Source organism: Lentzea kentuckyensis (assembly GCF_002150765.1).
Classification (GTDB): domain Bacteria; phylum Actinomycetota; class Actinomycetes; order Mycobacteriales; family Pseudonocardiaceae; genus Lentzea; species Lentzea kentuckyensis.
Genome location: NZ_MUYM01000032.1, coordinates 72,981 through 96,208, shown reverse-complemented (window position 1 = coordinate 96,208; position 23,228 = coordinate 72,981). Strand labels below are relative to the sequence as shown.

General features: G+C 69.5%; 23 protein-coding genes. 17 read left to right on the top strand and 6 right to left on the bottom strand.

Annotated elements, in window-relative coordinates; translation table 11 throughout:
- The first annotated feature begins 72 nt into the window (after positions 1–72).
- The 3 genes from B0F77_RS17195 to B0F77_RS17185 are packed head-to-tail and all read left to right on the top strand — an operon-like array spanning position 73 to position 3,611.
- Positions 73–378, top strand: a complete 306-nt coding sequence (locus tag B0F77_RS17195) for a type VII secretion target (protein WP_086663910.1) — start codon at positions 73–75, stop codon at positions 376–378.
- Between the two features lie 6 nt (positions 379–384).
- On the top strand, positions 385–3,114 hold the full coding sequence (locus B0F77_RS49035) for a WXG100 family type VII secretion target (protein ID WP_086663909.1): 2,730 nt from the start codon (positions 385–387) through the stop codon (positions 3,112–3,114).
- Entirely contained in the window at positions 3,111–3,611 is a 501-nt protein-coding gene (locus B0F77_RS17185; protein WP_086663908.1) for a hypothetical protein, read from the top strand. The genes B0F77_RS49035 and B0F77_RS17185 overlap by 4 nt, the downstream gene beginning before the upstream one ends.
- Before the next feature lie 48 nt (positions 3,612–3,659).
- On the opposite strand, the gene B0F77_RS17180 is transcribed toward B0F77_RS17185, so the two are convergent.
- Positions 3,660–4,292 (bottom strand): hypothetical protein, encoded by a 633-nt coding sequence (locus B0F77_RS17180; protein WP_143466785.1) that lies wholly within the window; start codon positions 4,290–4,292, stop codon positions 3,660–3,662.
- Between the two features lie 10 nt (positions 4,293–4,302).
- The gene (locus B0F77_RS17175; RefSeq protein WP_425435667.1) at positions 4,303–5,115 is read right to left on the bottom strand and encodes a dienelactone hydrolase family protein; all 813 of its coding nucleotides are present in this window, start codon (positions 5,113–5,115) and stop codon (positions 4,303–4,305) included.
- A gap of 149 nt (positions 5,116–5,264) precedes the next feature.
- Here B0F77_RS17175 and glmS point away from each other — a divergent pair, with 149 nt between their 5' ends.
- Positions 5,265–7,124 (top strand): glutamine--fructose-6-phosphate transaminase (isomerizing), encoded by a 1,860-nt coding sequence (gene glmS / locus B0F77_RS17170; protein ID WP_086663905.1) that lies wholly within the window; start codon positions 5,265–5,267, stop codon positions 7,122–7,124.
- Positions 7,125–8,504, top strand: a complete 1,380-nt coding sequence (locus B0F77_RS17165) for an NAD(P)H-hydrate dehydratase (protein WP_086663904.1) — start codon at positions 7,125–7,127, stop codon at positions 8,502–8,504.
- On the opposite strand, the gene B0F77_RS17160 is transcribed toward B0F77_RS17165, so the two are convergent.
- A complete protein-coding gene (locus B0F77_RS17160; RefSeq protein WP_086663903.1) occupies positions 8,501–9,124 on the bottom strand; it encodes a maleylpyruvate isomerase N-terminal domain-containing protein in 624 nt (207 codons plus the stop codon). The two genes, B0F77_RS17165 and B0F77_RS17160, sit on opposite strands and share 4 nt — an antisense overlap.
- Positions 9,125–9,246: 122 nt before the next feature.
- On the opposite strand from B0F77_RS17160, the gene alr reads away from it, so the two are divergent.
- The 4 genes from alr (at position 9,247) to B0F77_RS17140 (ending at position 12,289) form a co-directional block, all read left to right on the top strand.
- Positions 9,247–10,332 carry an alanine racemase gene (alr, locus tag B0F77_RS17155; RefSeq protein WP_086663902.1) on the top strand — a complete coding sequence of 362 codons (1,086 nt, stop codon included), beginning with the start codon at positions 9,247–9,249 and terminating at the stop codon, positions 10,330–10,332.
- The gene (locus tag B0F77_RS17150) at positions 10,329–11,426 is read left to right on the top strand and encodes an alpha/beta fold hydrolase (protein WP_169730941.1); all 1,098 of its coding nucleotides are present in this window, start codon (positions 10,329–10,331) and stop codon (positions 11,424–11,426) included. The genes alr and B0F77_RS17150 overlap by 4 nt, the downstream gene beginning before the upstream one ends.
- Positions 11,423–11,884 carry a tRNA (adenosine(37)-N6)-threonylcarbamoyltransferase complex ATPase subunit type 1 TsaE gene (gene tsaE, locus B0F77_RS17145; RefSeq protein ID WP_245848330.1) on the top strand — a complete coding sequence of 154 codons (462 nt, stop codon included), beginning with the start codon at positions 11,423–11,425 and terminating at the stop codon, positions 11,882–11,884. The genes B0F77_RS17150 and tsaE overlap by 4 nt, the downstream gene beginning before the upstream one ends.
- Before the next feature lie 63 nt (positions 11,885–11,947).
- A complete protein-coding gene (locus B0F77_RS17140) occupies positions 11,948–12,289 on the top strand; it encodes a hypothetical protein (RefSeq protein WP_086663899.1) in 342 nt (113 codons plus the stop codon).
- A 62-nt stretch (positions 12,290–12,351) separates the two neighbouring features.
- Here B0F77_RS17140 and B0F77_RS17135 read toward each other — a convergent pair whose 3' ends face one another.
- A complete protein-coding gene (locus B0F77_RS17135) occupies positions 12,352–13,701 on the bottom strand; it encodes an acyl-CoA synthetase (protein WP_086663898.1) in 1,350 nt (449 codons plus the stop codon).
- A 204-nt stretch (positions 13,702–13,905) separates the two neighbouring features.
- Here B0F77_RS17135 and tsaB point away from each other — a divergent pair, with 204 nt between their 5' ends.
- From tsaB to tsaD, 3 genes are read left to right on the top strand one after another with little or no spacing between them, the layout of a single operon-like run.
- On the top strand, positions 13,906–14,586 hold the full coding sequence (gene tsaB, locus B0F77_RS17130; protein ID WP_086663897.1) for a tRNA (adenosine(37)-N6)-threonylcarbamoyltransferase complex dimerization subunit type 1 TsaB: 681 nt from the start codon (positions 13,906–13,908) through the stop codon (positions 14,584–14,586).
- Complete coding sequence (rimI, locus tag B0F77_RS17125; protein WP_086663896.1) at positions 14,583–15,041, top strand: ribosomal protein S18-alanine N-acetyltransferase; 459 nt, start codon at positions 14,583–14,585, stop codon at positions 15,039–15,041. The genes tsaB and rimI overlap by 4 nt, the downstream gene beginning before the upstream one ends.
- Complete coding sequence (gene tsaD / locus B0F77_RS17120) at positions 15,034–16,089, top strand: tRNA (adenosine(37)-N6)-threonylcarbamoyltransferase complex transferase subunit TsaD (protein WP_086663895.1); 1,056 nt, start codon at positions 15,034–15,036, stop codon at positions 16,087–16,089. The genes rimI and tsaD overlap by 8 nt, the downstream gene beginning before the upstream one ends.
- Positions 16,090–16,228: 139 nt before the next feature.
- On the opposite strand, the gene B0F77_RS17115 is transcribed toward tsaD, so the two are convergent.
- Positions 16,229–17,737 carry an alkaline phosphatase D family protein gene (locus tag B0F77_RS17115; RefSeq protein ID WP_086663894.1) on the bottom strand — a complete coding sequence of 503 codons (1,509 nt, stop codon included), beginning with the start codon at positions 17,735–17,737 and terminating at the stop codon, positions 16,229–16,231.
- 174 nt (positions 17,738–17,911) lie between these two features.
- Between B0F77_RS17115 and groES the strand changes: the two genes are divergently transcribed.
- The gene (gene groES, locus B0F77_RS17110; protein ID WP_030478362.1) at positions 17,912–18,205 is read left to right on the top strand and encodes a co-chaperone GroES; all 294 of its coding nucleotides are present in this window, start codon (positions 17,912–17,914) and stop codon (positions 18,203–18,205) included.
- Positions 18,206–18,300: 95 nt separating this feature from the next.
- Positions 18,301–19,923 (top strand): chaperonin GroEL, encoded by a 1,623-nt coding sequence (gene groL, locus B0F77_RS17105; protein ID WP_086663893.1) that lies wholly within the window; start codon positions 18,301–18,303, stop codon positions 19,921–19,923.
- Positions 19,924–19,976: 53 nt separating this feature from the next.
- On the opposite strand, the gene B0F77_RS17100 is transcribed toward groL, so the two are convergent.
- On the bottom strand, positions 19,977–20,273 hold the full coding sequence (locus tag B0F77_RS17100) for a WhiB family transcriptional regulator (RefSeq protein WP_086663892.1): 297 nt from the start codon (positions 20,271–20,273) through the stop codon (positions 19,977–19,979).
- A 180-nt stretch (positions 20,274–20,453) separates the two neighbouring features.
- On the opposite strand from B0F77_RS17100, the gene B0F77_RS17095 reads away from it, so the two are divergent.
- The 3 genes from B0F77_RS17095 to B0F77_RS17085 all read left to right on the top strand — a co-directional run bounded on the left by B0F77_RS17095 (position 20,454) and on the right by B0F77_RS17085 (position 22,976).
- Positions 20,454–21,392 (top strand): MerR family transcriptional regulator, encoded by a 939-nt coding sequence (locus tag B0F77_RS17095; RefSeq protein WP_169730942.1) that lies wholly within the window; start codon positions 20,454–20,456, stop codon positions 21,390–21,392.
- Positions 21,393–21,404: 12 nt separating this feature from the next.
- The gene (locus B0F77_RS49795; protein ID WP_086663890.1) at positions 21,405–22,298 is read left to right on the top strand and encodes a hypothetical protein; all 894 of its coding nucleotides are present in this window, start codon (positions 21,405–21,407) and stop codon (positions 22,296–22,298) included.
- Positions 22,299–22,379: 81 nt separating this feature from the next.
- Entirely contained in the window at positions 22,380–22,976 is a 597-nt protein-coding gene (locus B0F77_RS17085) for a response regulator transcription factor (protein WP_030471988.1), read from the top strand.
- The last annotated feature ends 252 nt before the right edge of the window (positions 22,977–23,228 follow it).

Here is a 23,228-nt window from a genome sequence, read left to right as displayed (position 1 = left end):
AGCTGGCACTGTATGGCGGAACCCCGCTGAGCCGAACTGCGTCAGATCGGGGACAAGGGGAGGCAGGAGCACATGTCTGGCTATCAGGCGAACGCCGGCGAAATGATGTCGTCCGCGACGACCATTCAGGGCATCGCGACCGAGATCGAGAACTACAAGGCCAAGATCAGCGCGAGTGCGGTGACCGAGAAGGACTTCGGTCGCGAGCACACCGCCGGCGGTGCCAAGTACAAGGCCGGCCTGCCGAAGATAGCCGAGGCGATCGGTGCTTACTCGGCGGCGATGAAGGGTCTCTCGGACAAGCTGCGCGAGTCGGCCAACGGCTACGCGTGGCAAGAAGAGGCCAACGCCGCCAAGATGAACAAGCAGGGAAGGTAGTCGCGGATGCCCAGCTGGGAAGAAGTAAAGAAGCTCTGCGACAACCCCGAAGTCCCGCCCGACCAGAAGAAAGCCCTTCTCGAGGCGTACTACACGACCGAGATGGACAAGGACGTCACGGGCACGCACAACGACGAGCTCGAGAAGTACCTCGACGACTACGACGTCTCGTACGGCGACGGCTTCGGCCAGTCCCTGTCGAATGCGATGCCCTGGTCGGACAGTTCGGAAGAGCGGCTGAACAACGCCTACGACATCGCGAAGAAGTCGGGCGACGCCGGTCAGAAGAAGATCGACGACCACAACAACGCCAAGAAGTCCGGTCAGAACACGCTGGACCAGTCCGAGCAGCGCGCGGCGGACGGCGGCGCGGGCGTCGCCAACTCCAACGAACTGCTCGACGCCGGCGCGCCCGGCCTCAAGTACTTCGAGAACTTCCTCCCGGTCTACCAGGAGGCGAAGTCGGTCATCGGTGTCGGCGCGAACGTCAACACCGACTACAACAACGTCAAGAAGCTCTACGAAGAGCAGCGCGACATCGACTTCCACAAGATCGACGAGGACATCGTCGAGATGCGGCAGGTCTCCACGGACCTGCGCACCCAGCAGGCCGACTCCGAGAAGTCGATGTCGAAGCTGTGGTCGAGCTGGGACGGCAACGCCGCGGACAACTCGCGCACCTACGTCGCCGACTTCTCCAAGAAGGGCGCCGCGGTCGCGGACGGCATCAACCACATCGCCGACGCGACGCGCGCTGCGTGCCACACGGTCTCGCAGCTGGTGAACGACAAGGCGAACGCCGTGCTGAACGGCGTGGGCAGCCCGTTCGACATCGCCGGCAAGACGCCGCCGCAGATCCGCGAGGTCGTGCAGGCCGCGGACAGCGAGGACGAGGGCGTGCTCAGGCGCGCGGCCGGTCACGTCGGCATCGAGATCAACGACGAGGCCTGCGACGACGACGTGTGGAAGGGCGAGGTCCGCAAGGGCTGCCGCGAGTGGCTGCAGAACACGTTCCACAAGGACGTGAGCGAGAAGTACAAGAACTTCGAGGACCTCTGCAAGAACACCAAGAAGTCGGTCGACGACGCGTGGAACGCGCTCGGCGCCGAGATGGACAAGATCAACACCAAGCCGTTCGACCCCGCCAAGGAGGAGAAGCCCGCCGAGAAGCCCAATGAAAAGGGCGGAAACAACGGCGGCGGGAGCAACGGCGGCGGCGGCAACAACGGCGGCGGTGGCGGCGGTTCGAGTGGTGGCGGCGGGGGCGGCGGCACGCCGGAGATCCCGAAGCCGGAGAACCCGCTCGACAAGAACGGCGACGGCAAGCCCGACCTGCCCGGCGACACCGACGGCGACGGCAAGGTCGACGACCTCGACGGCGACGGCAAGCCGGACAACCAGCAGCAGCCCAAGCCCGAGGAGAAGCTCGAGTCCGTCACGGTCAAGGCCGGCGACAACACGATCAAGGTCACCGAGCCCGACTCCAACGGGCACGTGAAGATGACGATCGACACGCCCAAGGGCGATCCGAAGACCTACGACCTCGACTTCAGCAAGAACCCCGAGGCCGCCAAGGCGCTGATGGGCCAGAACGGCACGCAGGCCATCACGAGCATGGCCAACCAGCTCACCGGCACGGCGACGACGGGTGCCCAGCCCACGGGTGCGCAGACGCCCGGTGCCCCCGCCGTCGGCAACACGCCGACGACCGGCGGCGGTGTCCCCGGTGGTGCGGGCATGGGCGCGCCCGGCTCGGAGTCGAACCCGATCCCCGTCGAGGTCGGCGCGGACGGCAAGATCCACATCGAGCAGGACGGCGTCAACTTCACCGCCGAGGTCAACGCCGGCACCGGCGAGATCAACCTGACCGCGGACAACGGCGACGGCACGCCCGACCAGATCGGCGTCAGCTTCGGTGAGGACGACAACCCCGCCGCGGGCGGCACCGAGAAGTCCGGTGCCGGTGGCATGACCGGGGACCTGCGTCTCGACGAGCCGCTGACCCTGCCGGAGCAGGACTTCCCGCGACCCGTCGAGGGCGAGTTCCAGACGATGCCGGCGCCCGCCCAGGGCGAGTTCCAGACGATGCCGGCGCCCGCTCAAGGTGAGTTCCAGACCATGCCCGCCCAGGGCGAGTCGGTCTGGAGCGCGCCCGGTGAGGCCACCCCGACCGTGGCCGAGCGCTTCCAGGAGTCGATGGGCCGCAGCTACATCGAGGACAACGGCATCATGCCGAACGTCGGCGAGCCCCGGATCCCCAGCGAGGGCCCGCTGCACGCGCAGGCCGCGCACTCGGACAGCACCATGACGTCCGGTGTCTCGTTCACCGGCGGAGGCGCCGGCAGCGGTGAGTCCGTGCTCGGCGGTTCGGCGCCGGCGGACAGCGCCTGGAGCACGCCGTCGCAGGGCAGCAGCGATCACAGCGGCTCGTTCGACACCAACGCCTCCGAGGCCGGTCAGGCCGGCTCGGCGAACCTGCCGTCCATGCAGGACGCGCACGGCCAGCCCACCTCCGGAGCCCAGTCCGGCGGCATGATGGGCGGCGGGATGATGGGCGGTGGCGGCATGATGGGTGGCGGTGCCGGCGCCGGCGGTCAGCAGGGCGGCGACACCGAACGCGGCGCGAGCCAGTGGCGCACCACCGGTTCGCTGTTCGACGACGACAACAACAACCCGCTCAGCGGCGCCCAGGGCGTGCTCAGCGGAGACGACGGCAACCGGGGTGGTAGCTGGTGAGCGATCTGGACCTCGCCGCTTTCAAGGCGAAGCTCGCGGGCATCGAGTCGGAACACTCGTCGCGCATGGCGGACGCCAGGCAGAAGTTCGACGAGTCGACCAAGGCGACGCAGGAAAGCCACGACAAGTTCGCCGACCGCAAGCAGCGGCTCACCGAGCGGCTCCGCGAGATGAACCGCAAGCAGCGCGGCGAGGGCAAGGAACGCAACAAGGAGCTCTCGTTCGGGCTGGAGGACGAGACCGCCGGTCCGCACGACGACCTCGCCGAGGAGCTCGCGCAGATCGAGAAGGAGCGGCAGGCGCGCGAGCTGCGCGCCCAGTCCGAGGGTTTCATGCGCGGGCCGGACGTGCCCGCGCCGCCGGTGCGCCAGCCTCCGGTGGTCCAGCAGCCGATGGCTCCTCCGCCGCCGGTCCGCCAGCCGCCGCCACCGCGACGGCCACAGCGTCCGGTTGTCGACGATGACGACGACATGAGCAACCAGAGCTGGTTGTCCTGAAACGACGAACGCCCCCAGGTCCGACGACCTGGGGGCGTTCTCGTTCGATCAGCGTGGCGGGCCGTAGCCGGGCGGCGGAGGACCCTGCGGTGGACCCCAGCCGGGTTGCGGCGGCTGCTGCGGAGGTCCGTAGCCGGGCGGCGGCGGTCCCTGCTGCGGGAACTGGGGCTGCGCCGCGGGCGTCAGGGCGTTGGTCACCGGCGGCAGGATCGCCACGACTCCGACGACGAGCGTGAGCACGGCCGCGATGTACGTGTCGCTGGTGCCGCTCCAACCGAGCTGGTGGTAGTAGAAGAAGTGGCAGCCGGCCGCGAGGATCCCCAGCAGGACGGCACCGGCCACGAGGAACGCGCCGGGCTTCTTGCGCAGGACGATCAGCAGCGCGCCGAAGATCAGCACCACCGCCGCGAGCAGCTTGAGCACCAGGTCGGCGATGCTCAGCGGCGCCAGCAGGGCGCCGTTGCCGCCGGTCTTGGCCAGCAGGTTCGCGACGACCTCGGGTTCCGAGTCGTGCGGGCGTTTGACGATGATCCGGATGACCCCGAGGATCGCCCAGTACACGGCGACCCCGAACGCGCCGACCGCGGCGACGATCGCCAGCGCGAAGTTGCCCCGCTTCGGCGGAGGTGGCGGACCCCACTGCTGCTGCGGCTGTTGCGGCCAGCCCTGATTCGGCATCACGCCCAGCAAACTAGCGCCTGCGCAGTGCTGCCCGCTGGAAGACGAGGTTCGCGTTCTTCACATCGCTGTCCAGCAGTTCGTCGTACGTCCGTTCGCCGGTCAGGACCCGGAGCAGGAACGCCGTCACGAACGCGCGCCCGAGCTTGTGCGACCCGCGCTCGGCCCGGCCGTCCAGCATGAGCTCGCTCCAGTGCCGGCCCTCGGTGAAGCCGAGGTGCGAAGCCTTGGGCAGCAACCGCAACTGGACGGGCCCGCCCCAGGCCTGGGCGATCGCCTCGGCGTGCCCGACCGGTGGCGCGATCCGGTCCTCGCCGGCCGCGAGGTGCAGGCCAGGCGCCCGGACGTCGCGTGCGGCGTCCAGCGCGGACGGACGCGTCTCCGTTGCGGCCAAAGTCACAACGGCGCGGACGCGGTCGGCTTCTGATGCCGCCAGCACCGCCGCGCCGCCGCCCATCGAGTGCCCGGCCAGCGCGAGCCTGGCCGGGTCGACGCTGATCTCCCCGGAACCGAGGCGCACGCCGGTGCAGATGTCCAAAGTGGTCAGCAGGTTCGCGGCGAGCACCCGTGACGACAGCAGCGGCCCGCGCTCCACGGCCGGTGCCGCGGCGACGATGCCCCACGACGCCAGGTGCCGCAAAAGCCCGTGGTAGCGGCGAACAGGCTGCATCCAGCCGTGTCCGAGCGCGACGGCGGGCAGACCCAGTCCGGACTGCGGCGTGAAGATCACACCCGGCAGGCCCACGAGCGCGAGGTCGCCGCGCAACACCGGGTGCGGGCCGGGCCTGCTCAGCTGCTCGAGGGCCTGTTTCGCGGTCAGCGTGATCACGCGGCGAGCCATGCCGTGAACCGTAGTCGATCCTGTCGCGCGCACCACACCTGAGATTGGTCTACACCATATGGCCCTCTGACCTGCGTGAACGGAGCGCCCTCACTCATTAGGGTTAGCGGCGTGGTCTAGCTAGTCTGTTTTCCGTGTGCGGAATCGTGGGATACGTGGGTCACCAGTCGGCGCTCGACGTCGTGCTGGACGGGCTGAGGCGGCTCGAGTACCGGGGTTACGACTCGGCAGGCGTCGCGGTCGTGGCGGGCGATGATCTCGCCGTCGAACGCAAGGCAGGTCGTCTGCAGAACCTGGAGACGAGGCTCGACGAGGTGGGCCGCGACAACTTCGCGGGCACCGTCGGCATGGGCCACACGCGGTGGGCGACGCACGGTGCGCCGATCGACCGCAACTCGCACCCGCACCGCGACGCGACGAACCGCGTCGCCGTGGTGCACAACGGCATCATCGAGAACTTCCTCGCGCTGCGCGCCGAGCTCGAAGGCCTCGGCGTCGAGATGGCGTCCGACACCGACACCGAGACGGTCGCGCACCTCGTGGCGTTCGCCTACAACGAGGGCGACACGAAGGGCGACTTCGTCGCCAGCGTGCGCAAGATCGTGAACCGCCTGGAGGGCGCGTTCACGCTCGTCTTCACGCACGCCGACGAGCCCGACACGGTCGTGGCCGCGCGCCGCAACTCGCCGCTGGTCGTGGGCGTCGGTGAGAACGAGTACTTCGTCGCGAGCGACGTGGCCGCGTTCATCGCGCACACCAAGGAAGCCGTCGAGCTGGGCCAGGACCAGATGGTCGTGCTGACCCGCGACGGTTACCAGGTCACCGACTTCGAGGGTGAGCCGGCCGAGGCCAAGCCGTTCACGGTCAACTGGGACCTCAGCGCCGCCGAGAAGGGCGGCCACGAGTACTTCATGCTCAAGGAGATCGAGGAGCAGCCGGAGGCGCTGGCGAACACGCTGCGCGGCCACTTCGCGAACGGCCGGATCGTGCTCGACGAGCAGCGACTGTCCGACCAGGACCTGCGCGACGTCGACAAGGTCTTCGTCATCGCCTGTGGTTCCGCCTACCACTCCGGTCTCGTCGCGAAGTACGCGATCGAGCACTGGACCCGCCTGCCCGTCGAGGTCGAGCTCGCCTCCGAGTTCCGCTACCGCGACCCGGTGCTCGACCGCGACACGCTCGTCGTCGCCGTGTCGCAGTCCGGCGAGACCGCGGACACGCTGGAGGCCGTGCGCCACGCCCGTGCGCAGAAGGCCCGCGTCCTGGCGGTCTGCAACACCAACGGCGCGCAGATCCCGCGCGAGTCCGACGCCGTCCTCTACACGCACGCCGGTCCGGAGATCGGTGTCGCGTCGACGAAGGCGTTCCTCGCCCAGATCGCCGCGAACTACCTCGTCGGTCTGGCCCTGGCGCAGGCCCGCGGCACCAAGTACCCGGACGAGGTCGCCCGCGAGTTCCACGAGCTGGAGGCCATGCCCGAGGCCGTGCAGCGCGTGCTCGGCACCATCGACCAGGTCAAGGCGCTCGGACGTGAGCTCGCGGACTCGAAGGCGGTGCTGTTCCTCGGCCGCCACGTCGGCTACCCGGTGGCCCTCGAAGGTGCGCTCAAGCTCAAGGAACTCGCCTACATGCACGCCGAGGGCTTCGCGGCCGGCGAGCTCAAGCACGGCCCGATCGCGCTGATCGAGGAGAACCTTCCGGTCGTCGTGATCATGCCGTCGCCGAAGGGCCGCGCCGTCCTGCACTCGAAGCTGGTGTCCAACATCAGCGAGATCCAGGCCCGCGGCGCCCGCACGATCGTGATCGCGGAGGAGGGCGACGAGACCGTGCGCCCGTTCGCCGACCACCTGATCGAGATCCCGGCCGTCCCGACGCTGTTGCAGCCGCTCATCTCGACGATCCCGCTGCAGGTGCTCGCGGCGGAGATCGCGACCGCCCGCGGCTACGACGTGGACAAGCCTCGCAACCTCGCGAAGTCCGTTACCGTCGAGTGAGTGAGAGGCGTCTGGCACACCGAACGCGTCAAGTCCGCTGAAGAAGAGCTCATGGCGGTGGTCCCGCCGGGCTCGCTGATGCGAAAGGCCGCGTTCGGTGTGGCCACCCACGCCCTCAGGCTTCTTTCCGGACGTCGCCGCGTGACGTTGCTGGTCGGTGCCGGCAACAACGGCGGCGACGCCCTCTGGGCCGGTTACTTCCTGCGCCGGCGCGGGGTCGCGGTGTCCGCCGTGTTGCTCAACCCGGCCAAGGCACACGTCGAAGGCCTTGCCGCGTTTCGAAAAGCAGGCGGCCGGATCGTCTCCGAGGTGGGGTCGCCGGACCTGGTGATCGACGGCATCGTCGGCCTGTCCGCCCGCGGCCCGCTGCGTCCGGACGCGGCCGCTCTCGTCGATGCGGTGACGGCCCCGATCCTGGCCGTGGACCTGCCGTCCGGCATCGACCCGGACACCGGCGAGATCTCCGGACCGCACGTCCGCGCGCACACCACCGTCACGTTCGGCTGCCTCAAGCCGGTGCACGCGCTGGCCGACTGCGGCGACGTGCGCCTGGTCGACATCGGTCTGCGGCCGTCAGATCCCGACTTCGTGCTGCTGGACCGCGCGGACATCGCCTGGCCGGTGCCGGGCCCGTCCGACGACAAGTACACCCAGGGCGTCACGGGTGTCGCGGCCGGCAGCGCCACTTATCCAGGCGCCGCAGTGCTTTCCACGGGCGCGGCGGTGCTGGCGACGTCCGGCATGGTCCGTTACGCCGGTCCGGCCGCCGACGCGATCCGGGCGCGCTGGCCGGAGACGATCTGCACCGGCTCGATCACCGACGCGGGCCGCGTCCAGGCCTGGGTCGTCGGGCCGGGCATGGGCACCGGCTCGTCGTCGGCGGAGGTGCTGCGGTTCGTCCTGGACGCCGGGGTGCCGGTGATCGCCGACGCGGACGCCATCACGCTGCTGGCGTCGAACCCGTCGCTGTGGGACGCCCGAGACCCCGACGCCGCACTGGTGCTGACCCCGCACGACCGCGAGTTCGAACGGCTGGCCGGTCCCGTTGGCGCGGATCGCGTTGCGGCTGCCCGAAAAGCCGCTCAGCGGTTCAACGCCGTGGTGCTGCTCAAGGGTCACCGGACCGTGGTCGCGGCGCCGGACGGACGGGCGCTGGTGAACTCGGCGACGTCCTCGTGGCCCGCGACGGCCGGGTCCGGGGACGTGTTGTCCGGGATCATCGGCGCGCTGCTGGCCGGTGGGGTGGACCCGTTCCTGGCGGCCGGGTACGCGGCCTATGCGCACGTGCTGGCCGCCGAGGTGGGTGCGGACGGCGCTCCGCTGCCCGCGTCCCGGCTGATGGAGGCGATCCCGGCCGCGATTCGCGCGATCCGGCACTAGATCGCCGAGAAGCCCGCGGGCAGCTCTCGCCTGCCGGTCAGCGCCAGCAGCGCCGTCCGACCGTCGCCGGTGACCGCCGCGATGCGGGCAGCCAGCGCGGCTGACTCGGCGAGCGCGTCGACGGGCAGATCGACGGACACGTTCGCCGCGGTGGCGACGTCCAGGCCGTGCACGGTGAGCTCGAACGTCCTGGTGGGCAGCCAGCGGGACAGTCGCATGCCGCCGGCCGCCGTGGTGACCAGCGTGTCCGGATCGGCAGCGGAGACCGCGGCGACGGCACGGTCGACGAACTGCCGGACCGGTTCGGCGGGCTGATCGCCCAGCCGTGCGCCCCAGTCCTGGGCGTCCGTGGCCGATCGGGCGACCATGGCCTGGTAGATGGCAGGGTCGACGGTCTTCGCCAGGGCGTAGTAGTCCTCCGGCGAGGTGATGTCCTCGGTAGCGGTCTGCCGGTCGAGCGCGTCGACGACATCGGCCAGCCCGGCCGAGACGGTGTGACCGACCAGGTCGCGCAACGTCCAGTCGCCGAGGCCCGGTCCGGAAAGCCGGTCGACGGGCAGCGCGTCCAGGAGATCCGCGAAGGCGTGCGCGGCTGCGACGAAGGTCTGCTGTGAGGTCATGTCGTCAGCCTGGCGAGGTACGAGCCACGACGGTCGGTGCTTCGCGCTCAGCGAAACCGGCCGTGGGTGCGAGTTGCGCCATAGTCCCTGTTCGCGGCTGTCCATGGCACGATGAACAGGTTATGGCCCGTTCAGAAGTGGTTGTCGACCTCGGTGCACTGCGGCACAACGTCGCGCTGCTCGCCGGCCTCGCCCCGTCCGCGGAGACGATGGCCGTCGTCAAGGCGGACGGCTACGGCCACGGCGCCGTCGAGGTCGCCCGTGCGGCTCTCGAAGCCGGTGCGACCTGGCTCGGTTCGTGTTCCACCCAGGAAGCCCTGACGCTGCGGCAGGCCGGCATCCAGGCGCCGATCCTGGCGTGGCTCGACGCCCCGGACGAGGACCTCGCCGCGGGTCTCGCCGCCGACGTCGACATGTCCGTGGCGTCGCTGTCCGACCTGCGCAGGATCGAGACCGCGGCCGAGGAGGCCGACGCCCGGCCGCGGATCCACCTGAAGATCGACACCGGGCTGAGCCGCAACGGCTGCCAGCCGCACGACTGGCCGGAACTGGTCGAGGCCGCGAAGAAGCACGAGGTGGTGGCCATCTGGTCGCACCTCGCGTCCGCGGACGAGATCGGTGACCCGTCGGTCGACCTGCAGGCCAAGCGGTTCGACGACGCCTACGAGGTCGCCAGGGCCCATGGCCTGAACCCGAAGCGGCACATCGCGAACTCCGCGGCCCTGCTGACCCGGCCGGACCTGCACTTCGACCTGGTCAGGCCCGGTATCGCGATCTACGGGCTGAACCCGGTGCCGACGGACCACGATCTGCGCCCGGTCATGAGCTACCGGTCGCACGTGGCTCTCACGAAACGTATCCCCGCCGGCGAGTCGGTCTCCTACGGGATGACATGGACGGCGCAGAAGGACACGACGCTGGCACTTGTGCCGGCAGGGTATGCGGACGGCGTTCCGAGGGCACTCTCCGGCCGGATGGAGGTGCTCCTGGCCGGGAGGCGCCGCCCGGTGGTCGGGCGTGTCTGCATGGACCAGATCGTCGTGGACTGCGGCGACGACCCGATCGGCGAGGGTGCGGAAGTTGTCCTGTTCGGCGACGGGCGCCGGGGGGAGCCGACGGCGACGGAGTGGGCGGAGCTGACCGGGACGATCGACTACGAGATCGTCTGCGGGATGTACCGGCCGCGGGTGCGGAGGATCTACACGTGAAGCCGGTGTGGAAGGTCGTCGGGTGGGTCGGTGGTGCGCTCGGTGCCGCTGTCGCCGGTGCCGCCGTGGCGCAGACCGCGAAGGTCTCGCACGAGCGCAAGACCGCGACCGACAGCCTTGCCGACGAGCCGTTAGGTCAACTGCGTCCCGACCGCGAGTCGACGGTGGCCGCGGACGACGGCGTACCGATCTCCGTCGAGGAGGTCGACCCCGGTGACGGCGGCGAGGCCGACATCACCGTCGTGCTGGTGCACGGGTTCGCGCTGGACCGCCGCTGCTGGCACTTCCAGCGCCGCGACCTCCAGGAGCTGATCGACCCGCGGGTGCACCAGGTGCTCTACGACCAGCGCGGGCACGGCCGGTCCGGGAAGTCCACGCCGGAAGGCAGCACCATCGACCAGCTCGCGCACGACCTCGACGCGGTGATCCGCTCGGTCGTGCCGAACGGGCCGCTCGTGCTCGTCGGCCACTCCATGGGCGGCATGACGATCATGGCGCTGGCCGAGCAGCAGCCGGAGCTCTTCGCGGACCGGGTGCGCGGTGTCGCGTTGGTCGGCACGGCCGCCGGTGCGGTGGGCGGCGCGGGACTGCCGAAGTCCGTGCTGTCGCGGTACAACCCGGTGACGCTCGGCATCGGACGCCTGGCCGGCATCCAGCCGGAGCTCGTCGAGTGGGTCCGCAAGGGCACGAAAACCCTGACGTGGAGCGGCATCCGCACGTTGGCGTTCGGTGACCGCAAGGTGGCACCGTCCCTTGTGGACCTGATGGAGAAGATGATCAACGGGACCACGGTGAAGGTGCTCACCGAGTTCCTGGAGACCCTCGGCACGCACGACCGCTACCGGGCGTTGGCGGGCCTCAGGCACTGTGAGGTGCTGATCCTGAGCGGCGACGCGGACAAGCTGACGCCGTTCTCGCACGCCGAGCGGATGGCGGAGGAGATGCCGCACGCCACCCTGGTCCGGGCCCCCGGTGCCGGGCACATGGTGATGATGGAGCAGGCTGATCTCGTCAACGACCACCTGGTCGCGCTGATCGAACGGTGCGCGGCCGATCGCGGAGAGAGTCGGAAGAAGTGGTGGCGGCGAGCGTGAAGACCGTCGAACTGCCCCTGGTGGAGGACACCGAGGAGTTCGGCCGCAAGCTGGGTGAAGTCGTGCGAGCCGGCGATCTGCTGCTGCTCGCGGGACCGCTGGGTGCCGGGAAGACGGCGTTCGTGCGCGGGCTGGCGCGCGGCCTCGGTGTGCAGGGCCGGGTGTCCTCGCCGACGTTCGTCGTCGCCAGGGTCCACGAGCCCGCCGAGGACGGCAGGGGCGTGCGGCTGGTGCACGTCGACGCGTACCGGCTCGGGGGTCACCTGGACGAGTTGGACGATCTTGATCTGGACACGGACCTGGTCGACGCCGTGGTGGCCGTCGAGTGGGGCGAGGGCGTCGCGGAACGCCTGAACGAAGATCATCTCCTCATTCGGCTCGAACGCGGAATCGACGACGTTCGCACAGCTCAGCTGATCCCGCATGGCGAGTGGCGCTCGCGTGCCCTGCCTGTGTGACGTTGTCCAACGCATCGGGTGATGTCCATTAAGGACAGAGCGTGACCGGCCGATGACATCCGCATGATCAAGAAGACGCTTCTCGCGACTGCTGTCATCGGTGGCGCCATGCTGGCTGCCGCGGCTCCGGCTTCTGCCGGCGAGCACGACCGCCACGGCGGCATCAGCATCGCCGACAACCTCTGTGCCGCGCCGTGGCAGTGGAACGGTCCGTTCTCGCTGCTGCACGAGGGCCACGCCCCCGGCTACGCCGCGTGCAACGACAACCACGCCGCTGGTGGCTCGGACATCAGCATCGCCAACAACGCCTGCCTGCTGCCGTGGCAGTGGAACGGCCCGCTGGAGATCTTCACCGTCGACCACTCGCCGTCGTACGTCGCCTGCAACGGCAACTCGGCTGGCTGATCTCCGGACTTGCGCCGGGGATGGCCGAACGAGCCCATCGGCCATCCCCGGCGTCTGTCTGTTCAGGACAGTTCGCGCTTGAGCACCTTGCCCATCTCGTTGCGCGGCAAGGCTTCCAGATAACGCACCACCCGCGGCCTCTTGTGCGGTGACAACAGCTTCGCCACGTGGTCGCTGAGTGCTGACGGTTCCGGTGCAACGCCGGCCGGAACCACCCAGGCCACGATCCGCTCGCCGAGGTCGTCGTCCGGCTCGCCCGTCACCGCCACCTCGGCCACCGACGGATGCTCCAGCAGGGCGTTCTCGATCTCGCCCGCGCCGATCTTGTAGCCACCGCTCTTGATGAGGTCCGTGGCCCGGCGCCCGACGATGCGGACGTACCCGTCGGGATCGCGCATCGCCATGTCGCCGGTCCTGAACCACCCGTCCCGGAACGCCGCCTCCGTCGCGTCCGGCCGGTTCAGGTACTCCAGGAACAGGTTCGGCCCGCGCACCTCGATCTCGCCGATCGCGCCGACGCCCACGTCGTGGCCCTGCTCGTCGACCACCTGGACGTCGACGCCGTCCACCGGCAGTCCGACCGCGCCGGGCCGGCGGTCGCCGTCGAACCGCACGCTGACGTTCATCAGCGTCTCGCTCATCCCGTACCGCTCGACGATGCCCTGCCCGGTGGCCCTGGCGATCCGCTCGTGGTCGCTCGCGGGCAACGCCGCACTTCCGGAGACCAGCAGCCGAGCCGCGCGGAACCGATCGGCGAGCGCGCCGTCGTTCTCCACGGCCTCGGCGATCCGGTGGTACATCGTCGGGACGCCGAACATCATCGTGGCGCCGGTCGCGAACTCCTGGCCGATCGCCTCGGGCGAGAACTTCACGTGCCGCACCGAGCCGCCGAGCCGCAGCGCACCGAGGATCCCGATGCCCAGGCCGTGCACGTGGAACAGCGGCAGCCCGTGCACCAGCACGTCGTCGCTCGTCCACTGCCACGCCCTGGCCAGCGCGTCGATGTTCGACGTGAGCGAGCGGCGGGGCAGCACCACGCCCTTGGGCGGTCCGGTCGTGCCCGAGGTGTAGATGACCAGCGCGGGCGTCTCCTGACCCGGCTCGTCGAACGTCCCTGGCTCGCCGAACACGATCGGTTCGTCACGAAGGACCAGGTCAGGCTGGCTGTCGCCGAGGATGTGCGCCAGTTCGCGCTCGCCGATCTTGGGGTTGAGCGGCACGATCGCCACACCCGCGAGCAGACCTGCCACGACCGCGACGCACGTTTCGAGGGTGGACGTTGCCCAGACAGCCACGCGAGTGCGGCCGCGCAAACGTTCGGCCAGAGTGCCCGCCGCCTGATGCAGTCCGGCGTAGGTCATGGTCTTCTCACCGAAGCGCAGAGCCTCGCGGTCACTCGGTTCAGCGAACATGGATCCAGGGTCGTACGAGTGCCTCGAGGACGCATCGCAAGTGTGGGTTCGGACACTGTGTTGGATTGCCCCTGCTCCGCAGATGGCGACGAGGTCGTCGAGAAGTTGGTCATCCGGCCACCGCGTGCCGCCGAATCGCCTCCGGCGGTTGACGGCAAGAGGCGACCGGATGACCAACACGACCTCGTACTACTCTGGACAATCGTGCTAGTGCTCGCCGTCGACACGGCCACCCCCGCAGTCACCGCCGGTGTGGTCGAACTCGCGCCAGACTCCCCGCCGCGCCTGCTCGCGAAGCGGGTGACGCTCAACGCCAAGGCGCACGGCGAACTGCTCACCCCGCACATCAGCGACGCCCTCGAAGAGGCCGGCCGGACCTTCGCCGATCTCGACGCCATCGTCGTCGGCGCGGGGCCAGGGCCGTTCACCGGCTTGCGGGTCGGCCTCGCCACCGCCGCCGCGCTCGGCCAGGCGCTCAACCGCCCGGTGTACCCGGTGGCCACCACCGACGCGATCGCCAAGGACGCGGCCAGCGGCCACCCGTTGCTCGTCGCGACCGACGCCCGGCGCAAGGAGGTCTACTGGGCCGCCTACGACGCCGCCGGTCGTCGCACGGACGGGCCGCACGTCGAACGTCCCCAGGACCTCGCGGAGAAGCTGCCCACCCTCGGCGTGCACCACGCCACCGGCGAGGGCGCCGAGCTCTACCAGGAGATCCTCGGCCTCGACCTGCTGAGCTCGAAACACCCGAGCCCGGAGGGCCTGGTCGCCGCCGCGGCCGCCGAGGTGCTCGCCAAGGCCCGTCCCGCCGCGCTCACCCCGCTCTACCTGCGCCGGCCGGACGCGGTCGAGCCCGCCGGGCGCAAGCGGGTGACCAGGGCATGACCACCGGCACCGTCACGATCGGACCTCTGCAGCACACCGACGTGCCCAAGTGCCACGAGATCGAGCTGGCGCTGTTCCCCGGTGAGGACCCGTGGAGCGAGAACGCGTTCCACAGCGAGCTCAGCAACGGCAACTACTACATCGGCGCGTACGCGGACGACGAGCTCATCGGTTACGCCGGGCTCGCCGCCAGCCCGCACGAGGCCAGCGTGCACACGATCGCGGTGATCAAGCACTGGCAGGGTCAGGGCGTCGGCAAGCTGCTCCTGCGCACCCTGCTGGCCCGCGCCGACGAGATCGGCGTGCCGGTCTACCTCGAAGTCCGCACGGACAACGAGCCCGCGATCGCCATGTACCTGGCGCACGGCTTCGAACACCTCGGCCTGCGCCGCCGCTACTACCAGCCGTCGGGTGCCGACGCGTACACGATGGGAAGGCCCGCGAAAAGTGTCTGATCGCTTGATTCTGGGCATCGAGAGCTCGTGCGACGAGACGGGCTTCGGCATCGTCCGGCTCGGCCCCGATGGCTCGCTCGAACTGCTCGCCGACGAGGTCGCCTCCAGCGTCGAGGAACACGCCCGCTTCGGTGGCGTCGTGCCGGAGGTCGCCTCCCGCGCGCACCTCGAAGCGCTGGTCCCGACCATGCGCCGCGCGCTCGACACCGCGAAGGTCGAGCTCTCCCAGATCCACTCCATCGCCGTCACGGCCGGACCGGGTCTCGCCGGCGCGCTGCTGGTCGGCGTGTCCGCCGCGAAGGCGTACGCGGCCGCGCTCGGCAAGCCGCTCTACGGCGTGAACCACCTGGCGGGCCACGTCGCCGCGGACACGTTGCAGCACGGCCCGTTGCCGCAGCGCTGCCTCGCGCTGCTGGTGTCCGGCGGCCACTCGCAGCTGCTGCTCGTCGAGGGCGGCCTGGCGAACTCGATCACCGAGATCGGGTCCACTGTGGACGACGCGGCCGGCGAGGCGTACGACAAGGTCGCGCGGCTGCTCGACCTGCCGTACCCCGGCGGCCCGCCCATCGACAAGCTCGCCAAGCAGGGCAACGGATGCGCGATCGCGTTCCCGCGCGGCCTCACCGGTCCGCGCGACGCGAAGTACGACTTCTCGTTCTCCGGCTTGAAGACCTCGGTCGCTCGCTGGGTCGAACGCGCCGAACGCGCCGGCGAGGAGATCCCGCTCGCCGACGTCGCCGCGTCGTTCCAGGAGGCCGTCGCGGACGTGCTGACCGCCAAGGCGATCCGTGCGGCGAAGGACCTGAACGTCGACACGCTGGTCATCTCCGGTGGTGTCGCGGCGAACTCGCGCCTGAGCGGGCTGGCCGCCGAGCGGTGCGCCGAGGCCGGCATCGAACTGCGCGTGCCGCGGCCACGGCTGTGCACGGACAACGGCGCGATGATCGCGGCGCTCGGCGCCCACCTGGTCGCGGCGGGCGCCAAGCCGTCCAGGATGGACATCTCGACCACCCCCGGCCTCCCGGTCAGCACCGTCCAAATCCTCTGACTTTCCGGGAACGCGGGGGCCCCACGTTCCCCTCAGGGAAACGCGGGGGCCCCCGCGTGCCTTCCAGCATGCGGAATTTGGTTGGCGCACGCGGGGAGCTTTCGTGCGCTCTGACCGCACGAAGGGGCCCCGCGTGCGCTCAGCTGAGACGGTGGAGGCCCGGGACGCGGTCCTCGATGGCGAACGACGCCTTGGTGTGGACGGGTGAGCCTGGCCGGGTCACGTAGTCGAGACCGCGGAAGTCCGTGCGCAGCTCATCAGGCGTGAACCTGGTCAGCGTGTACCCGCGCCGGTTGTTGAAGTACTTCACGTGCGGGTTCTCGCGCAGCCACGACGACGTCTCGGCGTACTCCTCCGACCCGTCGCCACCGGCCGTGATCGACGTCGTCACCAACTCGGTCGCGAGCGTCTTGGACGACGGGTCGTCCCACCGCTGTTTGACCTCCGCACCCCACGCCGCGTGCACGTCGCCGGTGAGCACGATCGGGTTCCGCACGTCCGCGAACCCCGCCACCACCCGGTCCCGGTCCGCGACGTAGCCGTCCCACGCGTCCAGCAGGAACTTGTCGACGTCGCCGGGGATGTAGTCGTACTGCGAGAAGAACACCTGCTGCCCGAGCACGTCCCAGCGCGCCTCGGAGTCGCGGAACCCGTTGAACAGCCAGTCCTCCTGCGCCGCGCCGAGCATGGTGCGTTCCGGCGCGAGCCGTTCGGGGCACAGTTGCAACCCGTCCCCGCACGCCTGATCGGTCCGGTACTGGCGGGTGTCGAGCATGTGGAACGTGGCCAGCGAGCCCCAGCCGATCCGCCGGTACAGCCTTGGTGACCTGCGCAGAGGCATGTTCTCGTAGTACGCCTGGAACGCCGCCTCGCGGCGTTTGGCGAAGTTCGCCTGCGGTGTGTCCGGCTGCAGGCCCGCCCAGTTGTTGGCGATCTCGTGGTCGTCCCAGATCACCGCCCAGGGCGCGGCGGCGTGCGCGGCCTGCAGATCGGGGTCGGTCTTGTACTGCGCCTGACGACGGCGGTAGTCCGCGAGCGTCGTCGTGGTCGGTCCGTCGACGTGCCGGACGTTGCCGCTCGGGGCGACGTGGATGCCGCTCTTGTACTCGTAGGTGTAGTCGCCGAGGTGCAGCACCAGATCTGGCTCGTCCTCCGCGAGCCTGCGATACGCCGTGAAGTAGCCGTGCTCGTACTGCGCGCACGACGCGAAGGCCATCGTCAGCGGTACCTGCAGCGCGTTCGGAGGAGGAGTCGTGCGCGTGCGTCCCGTCGGGGAGAGGTAGTTCAACGCCTTGAAGCGGTAGAAGTACTCGCGGCCGGGCTCCAGGCCGGCGAGCTCCACGTGGACGGTGTGCCCCTCCTCCGGTCGGGCGGGAGTGGAGCCGCGCTGGACGATCTGGGTGAAACGCTCGTCCGCGGCGAGTTGCCAGAACACCTCGATCGAACGGGACGGCATGCCGCCCAGACCGTCCTCGGCGAGCGGTTCGGGGGCCAGCCGGGTCCACAACACCACCCCGTCGGGTGTCGGGTCTCCAGAGGCCACACCGAGTGTGAAAGGGTCGGCGAGTACGGCGGACGCGGAGACCGAGAACGCTGTGACTCCCGCCACGCCGGCGAGCAGCAGCGTGCGGCGGGTCAAGGTGGTCATGCCCTGAATACGGCTCCGAACCGGTGATCGGTTCGGGGGGCTCGTTGAAGCGTTGGCACTCTCGTGGGTAGAGTGCCAACTGCACGGCACCAGCACCGCCCCGACCCCCGCGACGGCGGGGTGGCAGGAGCCGTTAACAAACGAACCTGCCAACGACCCGTGGAGGTCATCCCGGTGAGCGTGAACATCAAGCCGCTTGAGGACAAGATCGTTGTCCAGGCCTCCGAGGCCGAGACGACCACTGCCTCCGGCCTCGTGATCCCGGACACCGCGAAGGAGAAGCCCCAGGAGGGCAAGGTCCTCGCGGTGGGCCCCGGCCGCATCGACGACAAGGGCAACCGCGTTCCGCTGGACGTCGCTGTCGGCGACGTCGTCATCTACTCGAAGTACGGCGGCACCGAGGTCAAGTACAACGGCGAGGAGTACTTGATCCTCTCCGCTCGCGACGTGCTGGCCGTCGTCAACTAGTTCGATCGGTTGGCACAGAGGCTGCACGCCTGACGCCCCGGCGCCCCAACCGGGGCTACCGGGGCGTTTCGCTACCCAGAGAGGCTTTGAGGTAAATGCCCAAGCAGATCAGCTTCGACGAGGACGCTCGTCGGGCTCTCGAGCGCGGCGTGAACAAGCTCGCGGACACGGTCAAGGTCACCCTTGGCCCGCGCGGGCGCCACGTCGTCCTCGACAAGAAGTTCGGTGGCCCGACGGTCACCAACGACGGTGTGACGATCGCCCGTGAGATCGAGCTGGACGACCCGTTCGAGAACCTCGGCGCACAGCTCGCCAAGTCGGTCGCCACCAAGACCAACGACGTCGCGGGTGACGGCACCACCACCGCCACCGTGCTGGCGCAGGCGCTGGTCAAGGAAGGCCTGCGCAACATCGCCGCGGGTGCGAACCCGACCGCGCTCGGCCGTGGCATCCAGGCCGCTTCCGACGCCGTCGTGGACGCGCTCAAGGCCAAGGCCACCCCGGTCAAGGGCCGCGAGAACATCGCGCAGGTCGGCACCGTCTCCTCGCGGGACGAGTCGATCGGCGCGCTGCTCGGCGAGGCCATCGAGCGGGTCGGCGAGGACGGCGTGATCACCGTCGAGGAGTCCTCGACGCTCGCCACCGAGCTGGTCATCACCGAGGGTGTGCAGTTCGACAAGGGTTACGTGTCGACGCACTTCTCGACCGACCTCGAGGCGCAGGAGGCCGTCTACGAAGACGTCCGCATCCTGCTGCACCGCGAGAAGATCTCGGCCCTGGCCGACGTCCTCCCGATCCTCGAGAAGGTCGCGGAGTCCGGCAAGCCGCTGCTGATCATCGCCGAGGACGTCGAGGGCGAGGCCCTGTCCACGCTGGTGGTCAACGCCGTGCGCAAGACGCTGAAGGTCGTCGCCGTGAAGGCGCCGTTCTTCGGTGACCGCCGCAAGGCGTTCCTGGACGACCTCGCGGTCGTCACCGGCGGCGAGGTGATCTCCTCGGAGATCGGCCTGAAGCTGTCGGAGACCACGCTCGACCAGCTGGGCACCGCCCGCCGCGTCGTCGTGACCAAGGACGACACCACGATCGTGGACGGCGGCGGCACCAAGGCCGACATCGCCGGCCGCGCGGAGCAGCTGCGCCGCGAGATCGAGGCCACGGACTCCGACTGGGACCGCGAGAAGCTCCAGGAGCGCCTCGCGAAGCTCTCCGGCGGCATCGCAGTGATCAAGGTCGGCGCCGCCACCGAGACCGAGCTCAAGGAGCGCAAGCACCGCATCGAGGACGCGGTCGCCGCTACGAAGGCCGCGGTCGAGGAGGGCATCGTCCCCGGCGGTGGTTCCGCGCTGGTCCACGCCGCCAAGGTGCTGGACGGCGGCCTGGGCCTGACCGGTGACGAGGCCACGGGTGTCGCGCTGGTCGCGAAGGCCCTGTCCGCGCCGCTGTTCTGGATCGCCGCGAACGCCGGCCTCGAGGGCGCCGTCGTGGTGAACAAGGTCCGCGAGGGCGACTGGGGCTTCGGCATCAACGCCGCCAAGCTCGAGTTCGGTGACCTGCTGGAGCAGGGCATCATCGACCCGGTCAAGGTCACCCGCTCCGCCGTGGCGAACGCCGCGTCGATCGCGCGCATGGTGCTCACGACCGAGAGCGCCATCGTCGAGAAGAAGGCGGACGAGCCCGCCGCGGCCGGACACGGCCACGGGCATGGGCACGGCCACTGAGTTTTGAACTCAAAAGGAAACGGGCGGCACTTCCGAGTGCCGCCCGTTTCCTTTTAAACGATTGCGAGCTGGCGCTTGCGCGCCTTGATGATGTGGTCGCGCTCCGATTCCGAGAGCCCGCCCCAAATTCCGTACGGTTCCTGCACGGCGAGCGCATGCCTGCGACACATCTCCAGCACCGGGCAGGCGAGGCAGACCGCCTTGGCTCGAGCTTCCCTGCGAGATCTCGCCGGACCCCGTTCGCCGTCGGGGTGGAAGAAGAACGCGCTGTCCATGCCCCGGCACGAACCGCGCATCTGCCAGTCCCACAGATCTGCGTTGGGACCGGGGAGCCTTCGGGTGTCCGCCATCGAGACCGCCTCCGTGACGACTGCTCCATTCGGCTTAATGATGATCCACCGTAGAACCGCTTCAAAACTTGTTCAAGAGGCTGAAGACCCTTATCAACTGATGGGTGACGACACGCGTGTTCGATCACTCACCGCCCGGAGTTGCCGCCCGGATGAGGTGAACGGAACATGGCTCTCGTGATGACACCGCCGGAGATCAGATCGCCCGGTAGTCACACGAGTGAGCCCCTTCTCTCAGTGGCCGCGGTGGCCAGGCGACTCGGCGTGGCTCCGGCCACCCTGCGCACCTGGGACCGCCGCTACGGGCTCGGGCCGAGCGGTCACACGACCGGGCGACACCGGAAATACGGACCTCTCGACGTGGCCAGGCTGGAATTGATGCAGCGCGCTCTTCTTCGTGGCGCGTCGTCCTCCGAAGCCGCCCGTTTCGCGCTCGACTCGAAATCCTCGATGACGCACGGCGAAGTGCCCGTAGCCCCATCGGGTGGTCGTGGTCTGAAAATGCCGGGAGCGTCTCGATTGGCGCGCGGGCTCGGCCGGGCGGCGGTCGCGATGGACTCGATCGCCGTGCAGGGAATGCTCGCCGACTCACTGGCGTCCGACGGCGTGATCGCCACCTGGGACGAGGTCGTGCGCCCGGTGCTGACGGCCGTCGCGGCGCGCTGGCAGCTGTCCGGTGCCGGCGTGGAGGTCGAGCACCTGTTGAACGAGTGCGTGCTCGCCGCGTTCGTGCGTGCGACACCACTCGTCACTCTCGGGCGCAACCATCGGCCCGTGTTGCTGGCGTGCATGCCGGAGGAGAGGCACAACCTTCCTCTCTATCCGCTGGCGGCCGAGCTCGCGCATCGAGGCGTGGTCGTCCGTCAGCTCGGAGCGGCGTTGCCGATGGACGCGCTGGCCGCCGCTGTGCGTCGCACCGCCCCCTCCGCGGTGGTGTTGTGGGCGCAGTTGCCCCGGTACGCCGATCCGGGAGTGATCTCCGCGCTGCCGCGCACCCGGCAGCAGGTGCGGCTGTTCGTCGGCGGGCCGGGCTGGCGGCGCGGGGTGGTCACGACGCTGGCCGAGCGCGTGGAGGACCTTGCTGCCGCCGCCGACGCCGTCGAGGCCGCTGTCACCTGACAGACTTCACCGGTGGAAGAGGAGCTGCGCCGGGCCGCGTTCGGTGACTCACCCGATCTGGATGTTTGGTCAGCGCTGTCGTCCTCGAATCCACGGGTGCGCTGGCTCGCCGCGGTCGTCCTGGGTGGCCAGGGCCACTACGCCGCCGCGGCCACCGTGCTGGATGCGCTCCGTCACGACCCGGACCCCGTGATCGCCTCTCTTTCCCTCTCGACGCGCGCCTCGCATCACCGCCAGCTCGGGGCTCATCACCTCGCCCGCCCGCTCGACGGCGCGGCCCTCGCGCGGGTCCGGTCGACCGGCGGTGGCGATCCGGACGGAGTCGACGCGGCGGGAGCCAGGACCGACGCGCTGCTCGGTCTCGCCGCCGATTCGCTCGGTGCTCAACGCCCGGATGAGGCCCGCCGGTTGCTCGCGCGTATTGAGACGGACTCGTGGAGGAGTGAAGTCCGGCTGGGATGGGTAACCGCTGAAGTTGAGCTCGCGTCCGGTCGGGCGCACGCCGCCGTGGCCCCGGCGGAGCGGGCGTACGGCGTAGCGACGAGCCGAAAGGCGCTGCGTCACGAGCTCAAGTCGGCACTCGTTCTGGGCACCTCGTTGGTCGTGTGGGGGACACCCGACGGCCTGAACCGAGGGGTTGAACTAGTCGAGTGTGAGCTAAATCACAGCGCCGCGAAGGGTCTTCATCCGTTGATCTGGCCGAGCGCTCTTGTGCTGGCGGGCCATGCCCCCACGGTGGGCGCAGTCGCCATCAACCGGGCGACGGAGGCTCTGAGCTGCGTGTTACGGAGAGCTGATCCCGTCAGCCGTCAGGTTGCTCTTGATTCCCCGTGGGTGCCGAGTGGGCTGCTCCGTTCCGGGGAACCCCCGAACGCAGACCCTCAGGCGAACTTCTTGACGGATTAAGCACCGGATCGTGTCAAGGTTGGGCCCCGAGCGTCCGATAGGGGAGATGGAACGTCACTCGGCTGCAGGAAAGGAGTCCCCGTGACCACGGTCCTTATTTGCGACGACCGGCGCAGTGTGCGGGAGGGTCTCACCCGCGTGATGTCGGCTGTCCCCGGGGTTAGCCGCATCGACTGCGTAGCGCACGGTGACGAGTTGTTGGCTCGCTTTTCAAGGCAGCCGGTCGACGTCGTCCTGGTGGGAACCCAGCGCGCCGTCCCGACCGGGGTTGAAGCCACCCGTCGGCTCGTCTCCGCGAACCCGCAGGCAAACGTCATCGTCTTCGGCGCACCCGACGACGCCGGGAGCATCGCTGCGGCGATCGCCGGCGGCGCTCGTGGCTACCTGAGGTGGGACGCGTCGCGTCCCGAGCTTGTGGCAGCCCTCGCGCACACGCTCGCCAGCACCTCCGTGCCGGCGCCGCGCCAGCCCTCCGACCCCGGAGTGCAGCTCACGGAGCGTGAGCTCCAGGTGCTGCGGGGCATGAGTCAGGGCAAGAGCAACGGCCAGATCGGCCGCGAGCTCTACCTGTCGGAGGACACGGTGAAGACGCACGCTCGTCGTCTCTTCCGCAAGCTCGGTGTTCGTGACCGCGCTCAGGCGGTCGCGCACGGCTTCCGGCGAGGCCTCGTTCAGTAGTCGTTTCTCGTCGCACCGGCCCCTCGTCCTCATCTGCCGCAGGTGGGGTCGAGGGGCCGGTGACGTGAGTCGGCTCACCTCTGCGCGGGGTGGTTCTTCGAATCGCGTAATTAGCCCAGCCCGGTGACAATGTCGCCGGGCTTGAGCCGTTCGGCGTGTCGGCTGGTCACCCGGGGTGTCCATACCCCTCTGATGAGCAGAAGGCCTGAAGACCGGTACGGTGAGAGCTGCTGCTACGAGTCGCCGTGAGTG

What these genes read in the sequence shown, in the direction of transcription:
- alr (WP_086663902.1), top strand. Translation starts at nt 9,247, where the DNA reads ATGGCCCGTTCAGAAGTGGTTGTCGACCTCGGTGCACTGCGGCACAAC.
- B0F77_RS17095 (WP_169730942.1), top strand. Translation starts at nt 20,454, where the DNA reads ATGACACCGCCGGAGATCAGATCGCCCGGTAGTCACACGAGTGAGCCC.
- B0F77_RS17140 (WP_086663899.1), top strand. Translation starts at nt 11,948, where the DNA reads ATGATCAAGAAGACGCTTCTCGCGACTGCTGTCATCGGTGGCGCCATG.
- B0F77_RS17135 (WP_086663898.1), bottom strand. Translation starts at nt 13,701, where the DNA reads ATGTTCGCTGAACCGAGTGACCGCGAGGCTCTGCGCTTCGGTGAGAAG.
- B0F77_RS17160 (WP_086663903.1), bottom strand. Translation starts at nt 9,124, where the DNA reads ATGACCTCACAGCAGACCTTCGTCGCAGCCGCGCACGCCTTCGCGGAT.
- B0F77_RS17195 (WP_086663910.1), top strand. Translation starts at nt 73, where the DNA reads ATGTCTGGCTATCAGGCGAACGCCGGCGAAATGATGTCGTCCGCGACG.
- B0F77_RS17115 (WP_086663894.1), bottom strand. Translation starts at nt 17,737, where the DNA reads ATGACCACCTTGACCCGCCGCACGCTGCTGCTCGCCGGCGTGGCGGGA.
- B0F77_RS17100 (WP_086663892.1), bottom strand. Translation starts at nt 20,273, where the DNA reads ATGGCGGACACCCGAAGGCTCCCCGGTCCCAACGCAGATCTGTGGGAC.
- B0F77_RS49035 (WP_086663909.1), top strand. Translation starts at nt 385, where the DNA reads ATGCCCAGCTGGGAAGAAGTAAAGAAGCTCTGCGACAACCCCGAAGTC.
- rimI (WP_086663896.1), top strand. Translation starts at nt 14,583, where the DNA reads ATGACCACCGGCACCGTCACGATCGGACCTCTGCAGCACACCGACGTG.
- groL (WP_086663893.1), top strand. Translation starts at nt 18,301, where the DNA reads ATGCCCAAGCAGATCAGCTTCGACGAGGACGCTCGTCGGGCTCTCGAG.